This window comes from Exiguobacterium sp. RIT341, from assembly GCF_000632205.1.
GTDB lineage: Bacteria > Bacillota > Bacilli > Exiguobacteriales > Exiguobacteriaceae > Exiguobacterium_A.
Genome location: NZ_JFYW01000001.1, coordinates 746049 through 761394, shown reverse-complemented (window position 1 = coordinate 761394; position 15346 = coordinate 746049). Strand labels below are relative to the sequence as shown.

Annotated in this window: 18 protein-coding genes; 4 read left to right on the top strand and 14 right to left on the bottom strand. The window is 40.9% G+C overall.

The window, feature by feature from the left end:
- Positions 1-103 precede the first annotated feature (103 nt).
- From BW42_RS03825 to BW42_RS03790, 8 genes are all read right to left on the bottom strand, one after another.
- Positions 104-1555, bottom strand: coding sequence for a 6-phospho-beta-glucosidase (locus BW42_RS03825; RefSeq protein ID WP_035407670.1), 1452 nt, complete (start codon positions 1553-1555; stop codon positions 104-106).
- Between the two features lie 14 nt (positions 1556-1569).
- Positions 1570-3408, bottom strand: a complete 1839-nt coding sequence (locus BW42_RS03820) for a beta-glucoside-specific PTS transporter subunit IIABC (protein WP_035407667.1) — start codon at positions 3406-3408, stop codon at positions 1570-1572.
- 168 nt (positions 3409-3576) lie between these two features.
- Positions 3577-4419 carry a BglG family transcription antiterminator LicT gene (gene licT / locus BW42_RS03815; protein WP_035407664.1) on the bottom strand — a complete coding sequence of 281 codons (843 nt, stop codon included), beginning with the start codon at positions 4417-4419 and terminating at the stop codon, positions 3577-3579.
- A 176-nt stretch (positions 4420-4595) separates the two neighbouring features.
- Entirely contained in the window at positions 4596-4949 is a 354-nt protein-coding gene (locus BW42_RS03810) for a hypothetical protein (RefSeq protein WP_052019007.1), read from the bottom strand.
- Entirely contained in the window at positions 4946-5161 is a 216-nt protein-coding gene (locus tag BW42_RS03805; protein ID WP_035407661.1) for a helix-turn-helix transcriptional regulator, read from the bottom strand. The genes BW42_RS03810 and BW42_RS03805 overlap by 4 nt, the downstream gene beginning before the upstream one ends.
- 63 nt (positions 5162-5224) lie before the next feature.
- Positions 5225-5674, bottom strand: a complete 450-nt coding sequence (locus BW42_RS03800) for a GNAT family N-acetyltransferase (RefSeq protein WP_231496846.1) — start codon at positions 5672-5674, stop codon at positions 5225-5227.
- Between the two features lie 16 nt (positions 5675-5690).
- Positions 5691-6035 (bottom strand): DUF3147 family protein, encoded by a 345-nt coding sequence (locus tag BW42_RS03795; RefSeq protein ID WP_035407658.1) that lies wholly within the window; start codon positions 6033-6035, stop codon positions 5691-5693.
- Positions 6016-6420, bottom strand: coding sequence for a MarR family winged helix-turn-helix transcriptional regulator (locus tag BW42_RS03790; RefSeq protein WP_035407655.1), 405 nt, complete (start codon positions 6418-6420; stop codon positions 6016-6018). Before BW42_RS03790 ends, BW42_RS03795 begins: the two co-directional genes overlap by 20 nt.
- Positions 6421-6494: 74 nt before the next feature.
- Between BW42_RS03790 and BW42_RS03785 the strand changes: the two genes are divergently transcribed.
- Together BW42_RS03785 and BW42_RS03780 are read left to right on the top strand one after the other, a co-directional pair.
- Complete coding sequence (locus tag BW42_RS03785) at positions 6495-6851, top strand: hypothetical protein (protein WP_035407652.1); 357 nt, start codon at positions 6495-6497, stop codon at positions 6849-6851.
- A 15-nt stretch (positions 6852-6866) separates the two neighbouring features.
- On the top strand, positions 6867-7634 hold the full coding sequence (locus BW42_RS03780; protein WP_035407649.1) for a nucleotidyltransferase domain-containing protein: 768 nt from the start codon (positions 6867-6869) through the stop codon (positions 7632-7634).
- On the opposite strand, the gene BW42_RS03775 is transcribed toward BW42_RS03780, so the two are convergent.
- Positions 7623-8333, bottom strand: a complete 711-nt coding sequence (locus tag BW42_RS03775; protein WP_035407646.1) for a cyclopropane-fatty-acyl-phospholipid synthase family protein — start codon at positions 8331-8333, stop codon at positions 7623-7625. The two genes, BW42_RS03780 and BW42_RS03775, sit on opposite strands and share 12 nt — an antisense overlap.
- Positions 8334-8516: 183 nt before the next feature.
- On the opposite strand from BW42_RS03775, the gene BW42_RS03770 reads away from it, so the two are divergent.
- The gene (locus tag BW42_RS03770; protein ID WP_023468471.1) at positions 8517-9152 is read left to right on the top strand and encodes a homing endonuclease associated repeat-containing protein; all 636 of its coding nucleotides are present in this window, start codon (positions 8517-8519) and stop codon (positions 9150-9152) included.
- 48 nt (positions 9153-9200) lie between these two features.
- Here BW42_RS03770 and BW42_RS03765 read toward each other — a convergent pair whose 3' ends face one another.
- From BW42_RS03765 to BW42_RS03755, 3 genes are read right to left on the bottom strand one after another with little or no spacing between them, the layout of a single operon-like run.
- Positions 9201-9602, bottom strand: coding sequence for a DUF4362 domain-containing protein (locus BW42_RS03765; RefSeq protein ID WP_035407642.1), 402 nt, complete (start codon positions 9600-9602; stop codon positions 9201-9203).
- 17 nt (positions 9603-9619) lie between these two features.
- Complete coding sequence (locus BW42_RS03760; protein ID WP_035407639.1) at positions 9620-10126, bottom strand: SRPBCC domain-containing protein; 507 nt, start codon at positions 10124-10126, stop codon at positions 9620-9622.
- On the bottom strand, positions 10098-10463 hold the full coding sequence (locus tag BW42_RS03755; protein WP_052019006.1) for a metalloregulator ArsR/SmtB family transcription factor: 366 nt from the start codon (positions 10461-10463) through the stop codon (positions 10098-10100). The genes BW42_RS03760 and BW42_RS03755 overlap by 29 nt, the downstream gene beginning before the upstream one ends.
- 136 nt (positions 10464-10599) lie before the next feature.
- On the opposite strand from BW42_RS03755, the gene BW42_RS03750 reads away from it, so the two are divergent.
- Positions 10600-11454: a LysR family transcriptional regulator gene (locus tag BW42_RS03750; RefSeq protein ID WP_035407637.1), complete on the top strand. Its 855-nt coding sequence runs from the start codon at positions 10600-10602 to the stop codon at positions 11452-11454.
- Positions 11455-12887: 1433 nt separating this feature from the next.
- On the opposite strand, the gene BW42_RS03745 is transcribed toward BW42_RS03750, so the two are convergent.
- Together BW42_RS03745 and BW42_RS03740 are read right to left on the bottom strand one after the other, a co-directional pair.
- A complete protein-coding gene (locus BW42_RS03745; RefSeq protein WP_035407635.1) occupies positions 12888-13751 on the bottom strand; it encodes an HNH endonuclease in 864 nt (287 codons plus the stop codon).
- A gap of 6 nt (positions 13752-13757) precedes the next feature.
- Positions 13758-15266, bottom strand: coding sequence for an AAA family ATPase (locus BW42_RS03740; RefSeq protein ID WP_035407632.1), 1509 nt, complete (start codon positions 15264-15266; stop codon positions 13758-13760).
- Positions 15267-15346: the final 80 nt, after the last annotated feature.

Genomic DNA, 15346 nt, shown 5'->3' with positions numbered 1-15346 from the left:
TAAGAATACTGCAAAAATCTTAATACAAAATACGAATAACACTAAAAAAAAGCTAACGATTCGTAATCTAAGCATTTCTAGATCCGCATCGTCAGCTATACTTTTATTTAATTTTAATATGTTTTTGATCTTCTATACAGGCACCATTAGATGCAATTACTTTTTTATACCAATCAAAGGACGCCTTTTTCCGTCTACTATTCGTTCCGCTGCCATCATCATGACGATCTACATAAATATAGCCATACCGTTTTGCATATTCACCGGAAGACGCACTGACGAGATCGATACATCCCCAACTCGTATAACCGATGAGTTCTACTCCGTCTTGTATCGATTCGTACATTGCTCGAATATGATCTGTTAAATAAGAAATCCGATAGTCATCTTGAATGTTTCCTTCTCCATCCAATTCATCAAATGCGCCTAAGCCATTTTCGACGATGAATAAGGGAAGTTGATAACGGTCGTATAGCTGATTTGCCGTTAGACGAAGTCCTTTCGGATCAATCGTCCATCCCCATTCTGATTGATTCAAATATGGATTTTTGACAGTCGGGAACACATTCCCCGCCGTCATTTTATCCAGTATTTCTGGATCCGTACTGATACAGCGACTCGAATAATAGCTAAAACCAATAAAGTCCACTGTGTGGTTGCGTAATAGTTCAATATCACCTGGTTCCATCTGAATTTCAATACCAGCCTCTTTCAATTGTCTTAATGCATAACCCGGATAGGCACCGCGAGCTTGTACATCAATGAAGAAGAAATTCTCACGATCACGTTCCATTGCTTTTTCGACGTCATCCGGGTTACAGGTATAAGGATACGTCATGGCTGCTGCCAACATACACCCTACTTGAAGATTCGGATTGATCGTATGTGCAATTTCCACGGCACGCGCACTCGCTACCAATTGATGATGTGCCGCTTGATACTGAATCTGTTGTCGATTCTCTCCTTCTGCGAATACTAATCCAGCTCCCATGTAAGGAAGATGGAACAACATATTTATTTCATTGAAAGTCATCCAATAACGTACTTTCGAATGATAACGAGATACGATCGCCTCAACATATCGTTCGATGAATGTGACCATTTTTCGATTACGCCAACTTCCATAATGCTCTACTAAATGAACGGGTACATCAAAGTGTGCCATTGTAACGACTGGCTCAATTCCGTATTTTAATAATTCATCGAACACCTCATCGTAAAACTTCAATCCTTGTTCATTTGGTTGTTCTTCATCACCCTTTGGGAAGATACGTGCCCATGAAATCGATAAACGAAGCGCTTTAAACCCCATTTCAGCGAATAGAGCGATATCCTCCTTATAACGATGATAAAAATCAATCGCCTCATGGGATGGATAAATTAATTCTGGAAGGGGCTCATAATGCGATAATTCTCCCTTCATAACGGCTCTTCGAGTTGAACCACTAGGAATTAAATCAACGGAAGATAATCCTTTCCCATCGGATAAATAGGCACCTTCTGATTGATTGGCCGCAATAGCGCCACCCCATAAAAAGTTTTTTGGAAATTGCATCGTCTCATCCTTTCTTATGCAAAAGCAGGTTTATTGTATTCACTTACTGAAATTTGATCTTGATCAATCGTAATTTGTCGTTCTTCTGATAGATTCGTGAAAATCACAGGTGTGATGATGTCATAACCTTCTGCTTGAATCGATTCCATATCAAAAGTGATTAATACATCCCCTGGTTCGATTTTCTGGTCTTGTGTGACGTGTAATTCGAAGTGAGTTCCATCTAAGCGTACCGTATCAATCCCAACATGAATGAGGATCTCCATTCCGTCCTCTGACCGAATACCAATCGCATGTTTGCTTGCAAATATAGCAGTTACTTGACCTGACACTGGGGCGATTACTTTTCCTTCAGTCGGAACGACTGCGAAACCTTGTCCCATCGCTCCACTCGCAAACACACTATCAGAAACTTTTTCGAGAGAAACGATTTGACCTGAAACTGGGCTTGGAATCGTCATATCTGTTGATGCACGAACATTTTTTTCTGCTTCTTTTTCAATCGGATCATCTTCAAATCCAAGGATGTATGTTAAGACCATCGATAAAAAGAATGAGACACCGACACCAATTAACAACCCGTAAAATGCTGTCATACTATCGCCAATGAAGACGGGTAACGTCAATAATCCCGGAGGACCAGAAGCTACTGCTACACTTCCAAAATGCCCTACGATCCCTCCACCCACTGCTGCACTAATGACAGCTGCAATGAAAGGACGCTTTAAGCGTAAAGTGACTCCATATACGGCAGGTTCTGTAATACCGAATAACGCGGTAATTCCCGTAGAACCTGCTAATGTTTTTAACTTTTTATTTTTTGAACGAAGCATGACACCGAATGATGCTCCTGCCTGTGCAAAAATTGCTGGAGCAGTTGCCGGTTTGATATAGTCATATCCTTTAGTGGCAATGTTATTAATGAAAATTGGAACGACTCCCCAGTGAATACCGAAAATGACGAGGACTTGCCATACACCAGCAATGAACGCCCCTGCTAAAATTGGGTTAAATGCTAATACCTTTAGAATGAAGGCAGCAATCAAGTCGCCTGACGTAACACCGATTGGTCCAAACACGATTAACGTTAATGGAACGATTGTAATGAGAGCAATCAAAGGTGTAACAAAATTTTTAACACTCTCATGGACATGTCGATTGAAGAATTTTTCAACATAACTCATAACCCAAACGGCAAGAATGATTGGAATGACCGTAGATGTATATGACATCATCGTCACGGGTATACCGAAGAATGTCGTCGTGACTGCATCCGTCTTCAGTTGAATGATTGTCGGATAGATCAAAGCACCCGCTACTGTCATGGCAACAAATTGATTGGCACCAAACTTTCGTGCTGATGTAACCGCTAACAAAATAGGTAAAAAGTAAAAGAGACTATCCGCTGTAGCATTTAAGATGATATACGTTGTTTCAGTAGGAATTAACCAACCTGCATTCGTCGCAATCGCAAGTAAACCCTTTAAGATACCAGCTCCCGCCATGACACCAAGCAATGGCGTAAAGATACTTGAAATAATATCGATTGCTCGACCAAGAATGTTTCCTTTTTCATTTGTCTTACTAGTTTCTGTCGACTCCTCTATCAGCTTTGTTTGTTTTCCAATTGCTTGATATACCTCAGGTACTGTATTTCCGACAACGACCTGAAACTGCCCTCCGCTCTCTTTTACAGCAATGACACCTTCTAGTTTTTCAAGTTTTAATTTATCAGCCTTTGCTTTGTCTTTAAGTACGAAACGTAGTCGAGTCGCGCAATGTACAAGTGAACTAACGTTTTGTTCGCCTCCGACAGATTCAATGATTTCTTTTGCTAATTGATCGTATTTCATAAGACACCTCCATAGTTGATAGACACAAAAAGAAACCTAGATGAGAACAAGTAACGTATTTCATGAAAATACGTCTTGTTTCACCTAGGTTTCGCCTGCTTGACCAGTAACAATCCCAATAAATATATATATTTAATAAACAAATAATAACATTTTTACTTTTATATGTCAACCACTCTTTTTTTCTTTAATTAATCTTGTGATATGAACCGTTAGGTATAATTTTTCTTCATCCGTCAACCGATAATCATATTTTGTCTGAATAAAGGAAGAAATTTTTTCAGTACAAACATAGGACTTGGGATATTGCATTTTCACTAGATCAAAAAGCGCACTCTCATCTCCTTCATATTCGGTTCGCGTCACGAGTCGTTGTGCAAAAAATTTGAGATGAGTAACAAAACGATGATAGGCGAGAGTATTCTCATCCCACTCCAGTGCAAAGTGGTATTTTACGAGATTCAATACTTCTTGAATGACTTTTGTCATTGAAACGATATTCGGCATCTCTTCGTTTAATTCAGCATTCACGATATGAAGTGCAATATAGGCTGCTTCGTCTTCAGGTAATTTAATATTGAATTTTTCTTCAACCAATTTAAGTGCTTGCAAACCTACATTAAACTCATCTTGGTATAAACGCTTAATCTCCCAAAGCAATACATTTTTGATTTCTAAACCTTTTTCATGACGTTCTAATGCAAAATGCAAATGGTCGGCAAGAGCGATGTAGACAAGTTCATTGAGTTTTTTTCCAAGCGTCAATTTAGCAATCGTTACGATATCATCAGTCAAAACGATGATTTCTTCAGGAATTTCTTGAAGTAATAATTTAAATCGTTCATGATTACCTGCATCATCGAGATAAAAGACTTTTTCTACATCTGAGGCTAATATCGTCTGTCCTGAATTCCGCTTAAATCCGATTCCCTTCCCCATGACGACTCGCTCACGCCCTACTTCGTCAAATACACTAATAACATTGTTGTTGAAAATTTGGTGAATGATCATCGGTGACCTCCTTTCAAATCAGGAAAAATAGAAAAACCCAAATCAAACGTCACTCACGGTTCCAGTGATCGCTGATTTGGGTTTCGCCTGCTTGACCAGTAACAATCCCTATTCCATTACATTCTATACCATTGTTGATAACGGTTACAAGTATCATTTTATAAACATTCATTTCTTCACATCTTTCGATTCACGTACAGCAGTATAAGTGGAAAGAACAAGACTTGTCCTCCTAATGCTAGCAACAGAGCAAATTGAATGTCTTGAAGGATTGATAAATTGACGAGAACTAAAATCAAAAAAAGATATCCGATACTTACGAGATAAGCGATATGTCCACTACGGATTTTAATCGTTCCTTGACGCTCATCATACGGTTCCGTTGGCGAGAATACCGTTCCTGTGATACGTGACGTGACACCTGCTAAAACGAGGATGATTCCGAGTGTTTTAGCCGCAGGATCCGTCATTGTTAAGTACAGACCTACTCCTATTAAAAAAATATCTAGTAACACATTGACTCGCATCATTCCGCTCCCTCCTCGTTCGTTCGACTCGGTGTAAAAATATCTTCGATTCGCCGCTCAAACAAATCAGCCAGTGCAAAAGCGAGGTCAAGTGACGGATTATACCGCTCTTTTTCGATGGAAATGACCGTCTGACGCGATACGTTCAATCGTTTTGCCAGTTCGCCTTGCGACCAACCTCGTTCCTCGCGCATCTTCTTGACCTGATTTTTCATGGTTCCACCTCGCTTATTCCACTATATGTAAATAACGCACCACCTGTCAAGTTTCCTTTACACCTAATTCAAACGCTCCCACATGATATACCGATCGTCGCTCCCAATCTGAATCAATTCCGCTTTTTCAAGCACCCTGATCGATGCTTGATTCGTCAAATCCGTCTTTGCGAGTACAGCCTTCACTTCGGTTTGGTCGAACACCCAATCAATCAAGGCTCGGACGGCTTCCGTCGCAAAACCTCGATTGAGAAACGCTGGTAACAAACCATAACCGATTTCGACTGCTTGTCGCGAGTCTGGTTTCCCTTTGAATCCAATATCTCCGACTACCTGCCCGTCTTTTGTCATGACGAGCCAACTTCCCCAGTACAGCATCGATGGATCTGACGCGAGTAACGTCAAGTGATGCTGTACTTCAGGTCCGTTCTCGTATTGCTGTTGTTGTAAACGCGTTACGTCTGTCGCTGTACATGGATGAATCGTCAATCGCTTTGTTTGAAGGGTTATCATTACTTTGTCTCCTTTTTTAGGTTTGCCACCACTGTTGTAGGTAACGTTGGATATACCAACAAGCAATAAAAAAGCTCGTTGCACCGAGTATACTGTAAAAAATAGGAATGCCTAAGCGGATCAATCCATATAAGACGGCAAGCAATAAGAACGTCGCTGGTAATCCGAGTAACACACTCTTTAAGAATGTACTCAGTTCTGCCCGTTCACTTCCCTGTTTAACGAGCCAGGCAAAGCTAATTAGACTGACGACGGGCAATGCAGACAACACACCACCCAGTGACGGTGAACGCCGGGCGACTTCCGTGACGAGACCGATGACCAGTGCACTCGACAGCACCTTAACGAGAAAAGCAGTCATCTGCCGCCTCCCGCAACAATCGAAACGCCTGTTCAATCGCCTGTTGGTCTGTTTTTGACATCGTAGCAAGGACTTGATTTAACCGTTCAGGATCAAGTTCCGTATGACGACGAACGATTGTATCTCCTAAGTCTGTCAAACCAATCGTCACTTGGCGTTGGTCTTCTGGATTCCGTTTTTTTTCGATATAGCCTAATCTATCCAACTTTTTGACGTGCTCGGACGTCGTATTATGTGAGAGGCGAAATGCCTCGGCAATCTGCTTGATCGTCGGATTCACCGCAAATTGAATATATTGCAAAATACGCACACTTTGGTGAGACAGGTTTTCCTCGAACCGTGGATGTAGTTGATAATAAATTTTTGCAAAATCAGCTGAAATCATAATGCTCCCCCTTATATCGTATAATCCGAATATATCGTAAATTACGATATATAACCAGAGAAAGAGGTATTTTCATGAAAAAAGTGTTAGCTACTATCTTATTGATCATTCTTTTTCTCAGTGGATGCTTAGCGGAGACGACGATGACAACGACGGACTTCATCGCGGCAGAAGCCATTGAACAAGATCAAGACGTCATCCGCTTGAACGATCGCGTGTATCGACTAGATCAGGTCGTAACCGTCTCCGATCTTTTCTTGACTCCTGGTCCACGTGTTCAAAAAATAGCACCCGAAAAGACGCTCGAGGACGGCATGGCAACTCATCTTATGAGCGGTACAGTCATCTATCAAGAAAAAGATGATACGATGTTTCTATATGTGCAGCGAAACAAGAAATGGTATCGCTATCAATCCATTCCTGAAGGATGAGGAGGAGGAAGACAGATGCAGTATCCAACGACATTGGGCACGAAAAATGGCTACATCCACAATCCAACTTCCGCTGAAACGATTCCTGTCCGTTATCGTGCCGTGATTCAGGACGTCGTCGCCTATGTACAAACCTTATCCGCGTTTCATGGCGTGTACTTGTATGGCAGCGTCGCCAAAGGAACGGCGCGTCCTTTTGAATCCGACCTCGATTTTACACTGATTTTGACAGAACCGTTGACGGAAGAAGAACACATGCAGTTAGATAAACAGACGGAACACTGGTTGACGGACTATCCCTTCGTCACCAAAATCGATTATGACATCGGTCTGCTTGGCGACGTCATACGGGATGACGAAGCACTTCGCTGGGGCGTCTGGTTGAAATCCGTCAACTTGTTTTTGGCAGGCGAAAATCTCCAAAGTCGATTTCCATCCCTTCGTCCGACACGCGCTCTTGGCTTCGCATTAAACAGTGGGGTATGCGAGCAGTTGAAAACGGATTTATTTCTCTTAGAAACCGGTCAGGTCGCTCTGCTTCATTCCGATTCGATCGTGAAACGGATTATTCGGAGCACCTATCACCTTATTCTAGAAGACGATCAAAGCTTCGTGCATGACCTAGAGACACTCCGTCCGATCCTGCTTCATTATTTCCCTGACGAACCGCGCTTTTTGTCACTGTTCACCGCATACGATACACACCAAATCGTTTCGCTAGAGGATGTCCACTACTTTGTGGATTGGTTCATGTCTCGAATGCCGGACGAATCAATCCTTTAATCGAAACAGACCAGTCCACAGTCCAGCATGACCAAATAATGCCTCTGGATTGTCGACGGGTTTCATTTCCGTTAGTTCGATGACGTCGAATGCATCAAATATGGCGAGTAATCGCTCTTTCGTATAGCCGAGTCCGCCTTGGAGACTGTTTTCTTGATAGACCTCCCAGTCCGTCAACGTCGCGCCGCCAAGCGGACCGCCCGCAACAAAACACGTCAATCCGAAATATCCTCCTGGGCGCAACATCTCCTTCAGTCGCGTCACATAAGTCACACGTCGATGTGGCGCCATATGATGAAAACAGCCGGAATCGTAAATGAAATCATATGTATTCTGTTCGGTCGTCTCTAGAAAATCTTGCTTTCGAAACGCAACGTGCGCTCCAGTCTGTTGCGATTGTTCTGTTGCCCAGTCTAACGCGTTTGCTGAAAGATCCAGTCCCGTCACCGAGAAACCGTGTGCTGCGAGATAAATCGCATTTCGACCCGGTCCTGTTCCGAGATCTAATGCGTCACCAGGCGAGAGCCAGCCCTCTTCGATGTAGCGAACTAAGTTCTCGTCCGGAATGTTCTTAAAAAACGGGACCGGTTTCGTCCGATCTTCATAGAACTTGTCCCAAAACGGTTCTGGTTCACGCAATCGTGCGTCGAGCATCTTTAAAATATCCTCCATCGTATCAATCGTCTGTGTTTCTGTCATTGATCAGTTCCCCCTCTTTTCTTCTATAATATTGTATTCGTGTTTCAGCTCTGATTTTCCTGTATTTCCTGGATAAAAATACGCTATTTTTCTTACCTTACGATATTGTTAGTATGTTCTCGCAATCGCTCATGCTACACTAGCCTGTAATTGAAACAACCATTCAAAAGGGAGATATCTTGCATGCGTCAACATCCGACTTCCACTTCCACCTTAGCAACGGATGAGAAGATCATCCGCTTGATTCAAGGTCTTCATCAAATGCACCATTCACCTATGAAAGCTACCCATTATCAAAAGTTAGCAGCTCAACTTCCTTACCCTTCGCTTGAAGAAATCAATGCCCGATTTGGTTCGTGGGCACACTTGTTAGAACGAGCTGGAATCGTCAAGACTTCCCATTTATCGACGAAAGAACGCATGACGTTGAACCGTCCCGCCGCGGTCAAGCGAACGAAGCGGTGGTCGATCGAAGAAAGCGTCGCTTTTTATGTCGCACAAAAAGGAACGAACATGACGATTCGCTCCTATACGGAATTGCGGGATCTACACCCAGAAATGCTGAGTGCGAATACGATCATTCGTCGTTTCGGCACCTGGAAAAATGCCTTGGCACACTTCGACCTCACCTCGAACGGCTTCTTCACCGATCAAGACTGCTTAGACGCTCTTCAACAAGCTGCTGCCACACATGGACCGCTTCTGACGAGTCAGCAATATGCCAAGTGGGCGCGTGCGCACCAAGCACCTTCACTGACATTGTTGATTGAACGCTTCTCCAGTTGGCGCGAAGCCTTACGACGGCTTGACAGCGAATAAAAAGGATCGTGCCCGCTGATTGATTCGACGGGACACGATCCTTTTTGATTATTGTTTTGGCAATCGTAAAAGCTCATGATCCGCTCCTTCAGCGCATTGACGTAACGTATAGACCGACTGTTCCTTCACCTCGAGCTGTCGACAGACTTCGTTTTTACGATCATCGTCTGTCGTGCCGAACTGATCACGCGATGAATCGGACGTATAGTGATAAGACTTACCATCATACTTGACGTCATACAACACCGGGTCGCCTTCAGTCGTAAACGCCGTGATGCGAATCTGATCTGATTTGCCTTGCGTTGAGTTCTTCAAAAAGGACTCGAATCGGTCGCTGTTCGTAACATCCTTCTGGACGATGATGTCGCCATTCTCCTTCGCCTCTTCCATCGTATATTTTCCGCAACCGGCTAAACAAAGCAGACATACTATAAGACCGAGCTTCCGCATCCCTCACCGACTCCTTCTCAACGTTTCGTTAATAAGCGATCAAGGCGATACAGTTGCGACGTAAAGCCTTCCTTCATCCCCATACCGAGTACTTCTTGCACGGCTTCTTCTGTCTCATAGGTCGACTCGAAGACGATCAACGTCGTCTCCCCGTGATCGAGGAATGTCGTGACATTCTCGCTTCCCGGTAAATGTTCAGAGATCGCCCCTGACGCGTCCGAGAAATAATCGGCATGACTATATGTGTTCGGAGCATCGATGTGTCTGAAAATCGCTTTCCCCCACGACTCCATGCCGTAAAAGTCACCTTGCGCCGGATCAACACAGCGCATGCAATAATGCCACACACCACCAGGTTGAAACTCAAACGTCTTGATCGTCGTCTCCCAGCCTTCCGGTGCCCACCACGCTTCGAGTTGCTCTTTTTCCGTGAATGCGGCAAAGACGCTATCTCGTGGCGCCTCGCACGTCCATTCCATTCGTAGCGTCTTCCCATCAATCGAAGTCTTCAATTCCTTTTTCATTCGTCCCGTCTCCCTTCACGTTCGACTGAATCTGCTTCAAATGTGCGTCTAGACGATGCATGCGGGCTTCCATTTGTGCAAGCGAGTTGCTCCACATGACGAGCTCTCGAAACGCTTCCGGGCGAAGGCTATACAAGCGACGATTCGCCTGCCGTTCGACAGTGATTAGTTCCGCGTCAAGCAACAGCTTCAAATGCTTCGAGGTTTGCGGTTGGCGTATCTGTAGTTGTTTAGCTAACTCATTGACGGAGCGAGGACCATCTCGTAACGCTTCGATGAGTTGGATCCGTGTCGCATCTCCGAGAGCTGAGAATCGTATTGGTATCCGATCGTTCATATCCGTTCACCTCTTTATTTTATATATTCCCACTTTAGAATATTCCAAACTAAGAATATAAAAAATGCAAAATGATTGTCAGATGCGTTCAAATGGCGTACGTTCTAGAGAACCTGTATGAAAAGAGCGTGAACCAATGAAGACCGAATGGATGGAAGCATTCCTCGTCACCGCGGAGACCGGTAGCCTGACGAAAGCAAGCGAAGTACTGCATATGACGCAACCGGCGTTAAGTAAACAAATCAAAAGTCTTGAGAGTGCACTTGACGTCTCGTTGTTACACCGTTCAGCACATGGTGTTACGTTGACGACAGCTGGCGAAATCGTCTTTGAAGAGAGTCGTGAACTGCTTGACCGGATCGATCAGATGAAACGACGGATCGGTACGATCGACGAACGGACGACGTTGACACTCGGATCATGGCCAAGCGTCGCGATGACGTATCTCCCTCGTTACGTCTCGCGTCAAGCGACGGCCCCGGATCTCAAATTGAAGACGGCGCATACGACGATCGATTTGATGCAAGGTCTTGAAGAACGGCGATACGATGCTGTCTTACTCGACGATCGTCACCATGTCCATCCGTATCATACGACGCATTTGTATACGGAGAACTTTTTGCTTTATGTGCATCAAGACGATGAACGATTTATAGGCTGTACGTCTGTGGCGTTTGAGCAAATTCGTGACGCCTCTTTCTTATCGCTTCCGATCGATTGCGATTCGACGAACATCCTAAAGGACGCGTTCATCGATCGAGGTGCTGTCTATCAAACAGAAAACGAGATGGAATTCGGATCGAGCGTCCTCGGTTTCATCCGTGCAGGACTGGGTATCGCTCTATTGCCGGAGATTTTTCAAGATGGACTGTCCCCTGAAATCAAGACGTTACCGGTCGACGGATTTGATGTCGTCCGCGAATTGTCACTCGTCTCACGAGACGCCTCCCATCATGCGATCCTGCTTGATTTGCTCGGTCAGTCGCGCTGAAGATGAAGCTTCAGGTCACTTTTTAGACCATAACTATTTATTAAAAACACTCCATTACGAACTTTAATATGCTTCCATAAAAGTTGACGATTAAAATAATAAAACTGTCTACTTTTAAGGAAGCTTATTCCATCTTCAAAAATAAGTACTTTGACAGTAAAAAGTTAAAATTCATTAAGTAGTACGAAGACGTATCTATATTCATCGAGTCGTTTAAGCATTGGAATACCAGAAGAGCAGAAAGCTTCGCTAATCAAATTAAGCAGTTCGCTATTGAGAATGAGCGACTCCGTCTAAAGTTATTTTTCTTAAACAATTAAAGAAAAACGAAACGAGGCGACGTTAACACAGACTCGTAATTGTGATGAGTGACTAAGCCATTCAATTATTTACAGAATAATAAGGATATTACCTCATATCAGTACAAAAGCTTGATGAGGTACTTCGAGCCAGATTTTACAAATTTATAAATTATATATCGACGGTACAGTAAGACTAGTATTTCAAAGAACAAGTCAAGTACTTTAAGATGAAAAATATTGCATAAAAAATTAAGGATCATGCTTTAAGAAGGGAATTCGCGACGAATTAGATCTAGATACAAGTAATAGACGAACTGAGAATAGTATCTCGTCACGCGATTACCCAATCTGCTCAAGATGTCTTGATACGTCCACTACTATCGAAGAACTTGTCTGACAGGTTAAATCAAATATGTATTGATATAGTCAGCTATTCTAATGATTTACCACAAATAAATGATTAGTGTCCTATCTCCGTACAGATGTGCTACTCGAAGCTCAAGATTTTCTTTATGGTTTAATAACTTCACCTCATCTCATATGCTATATTTATTTAAAATGTCTAATCTGAATGAGGAAGTATCGTTCGTATAATGAGAAGATGAGTCGCACCGAATCTTCTACATCGGAATCCTACAACTTTCTATCAGGCTTCATGAAATGTATGAAAATTTGCGAATAAATCACATAACTTTATCTTTTGGGAGAGATGTTTAATTTGGTTATTTAATATGAAAATTGATTGAGAGTTATAGTCACAAATATTTTATTCTGTTCAAAGCATGGAATACTAATATCTTTAGATTATCAAAACACTTTACGAGAAATGAATCACCCAAAGTACGCTTCTACTCTATGAATGCAACCATAGAATGATTTTTGCGTTCTCAAGTCTGAACTTTTCTCTCTTAAGAAGTTCAACTAAATGAATTATTTCAAGTATGAAATTTAGCACTCTAATGATTATTATAATCATCTTTATACTATGACAAACTCAAAACCTCTTTCCTCAGATAGTTAAGTTCAAATAATAAATTACTTATTTTATAAATTGTTTTATTAATCTCTACAATTTAAAATTATATTCTTATCAATATGAGATTTATTTGTATTACTGAAGATAATTACAATTCACATTAGCAACTCCTCAATTGAATGACTCAATGCTTCTTCACAAAACCATTCACTATCTGCCAAAGCTTTAAACAAAGCAGTCTTCCACGAATTTTTGTGATTATACCGAAAGCTATCTAAAGATTTATTTATATCCTCCTTAACTGCTTTTGAACCACCACTTTCAAATATTATCTTTAATATATATATTTTCTCGGAAAGCTCTTCACTAACATAACTACTATATAGTTGACCTAAGTGAAATTTTTTAAAATGGTTTTTAACTCTCTCTTTTTTTATTTCACTCCATGTTTCAGGCGGCATTACTCTATATCGAACAGTAATTGGTACCGACTCTAATACTTCCGAGTACAGCCAAAAATCATCATCGATATCATCAAAATACGGATGCAAAAATTCCTCAGCTGCTGTAGTGGGTGCTCCTTCTCCTTTCTTTTTATTACATCCTAAACAGGCTGGAATTAAATTTATTGGACTAATTGCAAGTGCAGGAAACTTTCTTTTAGGCAAATAGTGATCTAGACTATCAACTGGTCTGTAACCACAAAAAGGACACATGTTATTTTTAGCCGAATTTTTTATCTGATTATAAAGTTCTCTACCAGGTCCCGTTTTCTTTGCGAACTTATCGTCATAAATATTGACCATTTCATTACTACTAACATTCTGTGGGATACATAAGTCCTTGTTGATTGTATGTACTGTATTGTTTATTATATTACCCTCAAAAATTTCGGCCCATTCAGTTAATTCTCTCTCAGCAGATTTTAAACGATCAATTAAATCCTTGTCCTGATAATTTGCAATAGATGTCAAAAGTATTTCTTTAGTAGAAAGGCTTGGTCTAGGTATTTTGCGCATTTTTAATTACTCCTTATACAACAAAAGTGATCTTAAGATACCTCGTGCTTCCATCCCTAATTTATCATCAAAAATTTGTAATATTTCTTCATATTCCTTTCCTTTAGCTACTAAATCCTCTAGAATTTTGTGGAATCCAGAGTAAGTAACTTCTAGTCCAAAAACTTCTCGAGTTAATGTACCGACATTTTCCCCAAATGTTTCAATTTCAGGTCGTTTCACGCTTCCACTTTCACCGTTTCTTTTAATAATAGAAATACAACTACTTGGTAATTCTTGCAAAATCACTGGTGAATGTGTAGCTATAATCGCAACTCCATTTTGAGAAATTAAAATATCTGATAATGCTCTAATAAATGCAGAAAGTAGTGGCGGATGTAAGTGTGACTCTGGTTCATCCAGAACTATTAATGATCTTTCGTCCACTTTTTCAATTAACTTGGTGAGCGTCAACAAGATAACTTTATGACCCGAGCTTAAGCCCCGAAAAGCTTCTTTTAACTTTTCAACATCCTTAGACTCCATTTCTTTTAAACCAAAATTTTTAAAGAGCTGATCGCTTTCTACTGTTGCTATCGCTTCTTTCCACTTTTCTAATTTTCTGGTATCACTCGACTTTTTTATAATCTTATAACTTTTTATAAGTTCATCAATTAACTTCTCAGGTGTCTTTGAAATAAAATTCTCTTCATCTTCATTACTGTCATTTTTGTTTAACTCGCTATCTTTCAAGCCAATATAAGAATATAGCATCCCTTTCTTCTCATCTTCTTTATCTTTAAAGTGATCAGTATTATCAAACGCACTAAAAGAGATGAAAATAGTATTGGCAAACAAGTTTCTTGTACTTTGTGTTTCTGAATCGTAAAAAACATTATCAGTCGACGTTACATCATCAATATTTATTAACGAATTAATCATGTTGTTAATTATCGTTGTCTTCCCTACTCCATTACCACCTATCAAGGCATGTATATTTGTAGGAGGCATAGAATTAGGCTTTACATTAAATTCGAACGTCATAGCTTCTTGATTGTTGTAAACATGATTATATTCAAATTGGTAAGGCGTAAGAAGAACACCTCCCTGTGTCATCCTGTGAAATTGATTTTTAATAGTAAAAGTTTTAATATCTCTTAATAAAGAAGTCTGAGTAACTTCATGCTCGCTGACTTTCTCAAATAGAGTTAAGTCTGTAGCTATGTCGTTTAGACCTTCTAAGATAGCATCACGAATTGCAGGTCCTAACTTATTTAATCTGCTATAATATTCTCTACTTTGTCCTAAGCTGAAATATGTATTTTCTAATGAGTCAAATTCTGATGGTATGACAGTGCTTTTCTCGTTATTAGTCATCCCAATTTTTACATAACCAATGTCGTGTTTCTTGGTTAATTCATCTACGTAATACAATCGAAAAAGAGTATAATATCCCCAATCATTCCAATTATCTGTTACTAAGTAAGCTCCTGGGATATTTAAAATTTGCCTATAACTAGCTTTATAAAAAATCATTTACCCAACTCCTTGATGTGAATTTTCAACATATAAATTCCTATAAAAATTAAGTTCTAATGAGCGACTTTTGTGTTAAG

What these genes read in the sequence shown, in the direction of transcription:
- BW42_RS03820 (WP_035407667.1), bottom strand. Translation starts at nt 3,408, where the DNA reads ATGAAATACGATCAATTAGCAAAAGAAATCATTGAATCTGTCGGAGGC.
- BW42_RS03770 (WP_023468471.1), top strand. Translation starts at nt 8,517, where the DNA reads ATGCGTCAACATCCGACTTCCACTTCCACCTTAGCAACGGATGAGAAG.
- BW42_RS03785 (WP_035407652.1), top strand. Translation starts at nt 6,495, where the DNA reads ATGAAAAAAGTGTTAGCTACTATCTTATTGATCATTCTTTTTCTCAGT.
- BW42_RS03750 (WP_035407637.1), top strand. Translation starts at nt 10,600, where the DNA reads ATGAAGACCGAATGGATGGAAGCATTCCTCGTCACCGCGGAGACCGGT.
- BW42_RS03755 (WP_052019006.1), bottom strand. Translation starts at nt 10,463, where the DNA reads ATGAACGATCGGATACCAATACGATTCTCAGCTCTCGGAGATGCGACA.
- BW42_RS03745 (WP_035407635.1), bottom strand. Translation starts at nt 13,751, where the DNA reads ATGCGCAAAATACCTAGACCAAGCCTTTCTACTAAAGAAATACTTTTG.
- BW42_RS03795 (WP_035407658.1), bottom strand. Translation starts at nt 6,035, where the DNA reads ATGACTGCTTTTCTCGTTAAGGTGCTGTCGAGTGCACTGGTCATCGGT.
- BW42_RS03740 (WP_035407632.1), bottom strand. Translation starts at nt 15,266, where the DNA reads ATGATTTTTTATAAAGCTAGTTATAGGCAAATTTTAAATATCCCAGGA.
- BW42_RS03760 (WP_035407639.1), bottom strand. Translation starts at nt 10,126, where the DNA reads ATGAAAAAGGAATTGAAGACTTCGATTGATGGGAAGACGCTACGAATG.
- licT (WP_035407664.1), bottom strand. Translation starts at nt 4,419, where the DNA reads ATGATCATTCACCAAATTTTCAACAACAATGTTATTAGTGTATTTGAC.
- BW42_RS03810 (WP_052019007.1), bottom strand. Translation starts at nt 4,949, where the DNA reads ATGATGCGAGTCAATGTGTTACTAGATATTTTTTTAATAGGAGTAGGT.
- BW42_RS03805 (WP_035407661.1), bottom strand. Translation starts at nt 5,161, where the DNA reads ATGAAAAATCAGGTCAAGAAGATGCGCGAGGAACGAGGTTGGTCGCAA.
- BW42_RS03775 (WP_035407646.1), bottom strand. Translation starts at nt 8,333, where the DNA reads ATGACAGAAACACAGACGATTGATACGATGGAGGATATTTTAAAGATG.
- BW42_RS03765 (WP_035407642.1), bottom strand. Translation starts at nt 9,602, where the DNA reads ATGCGGAAGCTCGGTCTTATAGTATGTCTGCTTTGTTTAGCCGGTTGC.
- BW42_RS03790 (WP_035407655.1), bottom strand. Translation starts at nt 6,420, where the DNA reads ATGATTTCAGCTGATTTTGCAAAAATTTATTATCAACTACATCCACGG.
- BW42_RS03780 (WP_035407649.1), top strand. Translation starts at nt 6,867, where the DNA reads ATGCAGTATCCAACGACATTGGGCACGAAAAATGGCTACATCCACAAT.
- BW42_RS03800 (WP_231496846.1), bottom strand. Translation starts at nt 5,674, where the DNA reads ATGATAACCCTTCAAACAAAGCGATTGACGATTCATCCATGTACAGCG.
- BW42_RS03825 (WP_035407670.1), bottom strand. Translation starts at nt 1,555, where the DNA reads ATGCAATTTCCAAAAAACTTTTTATGGGGTGGCGCTATTGCGGCCAAT.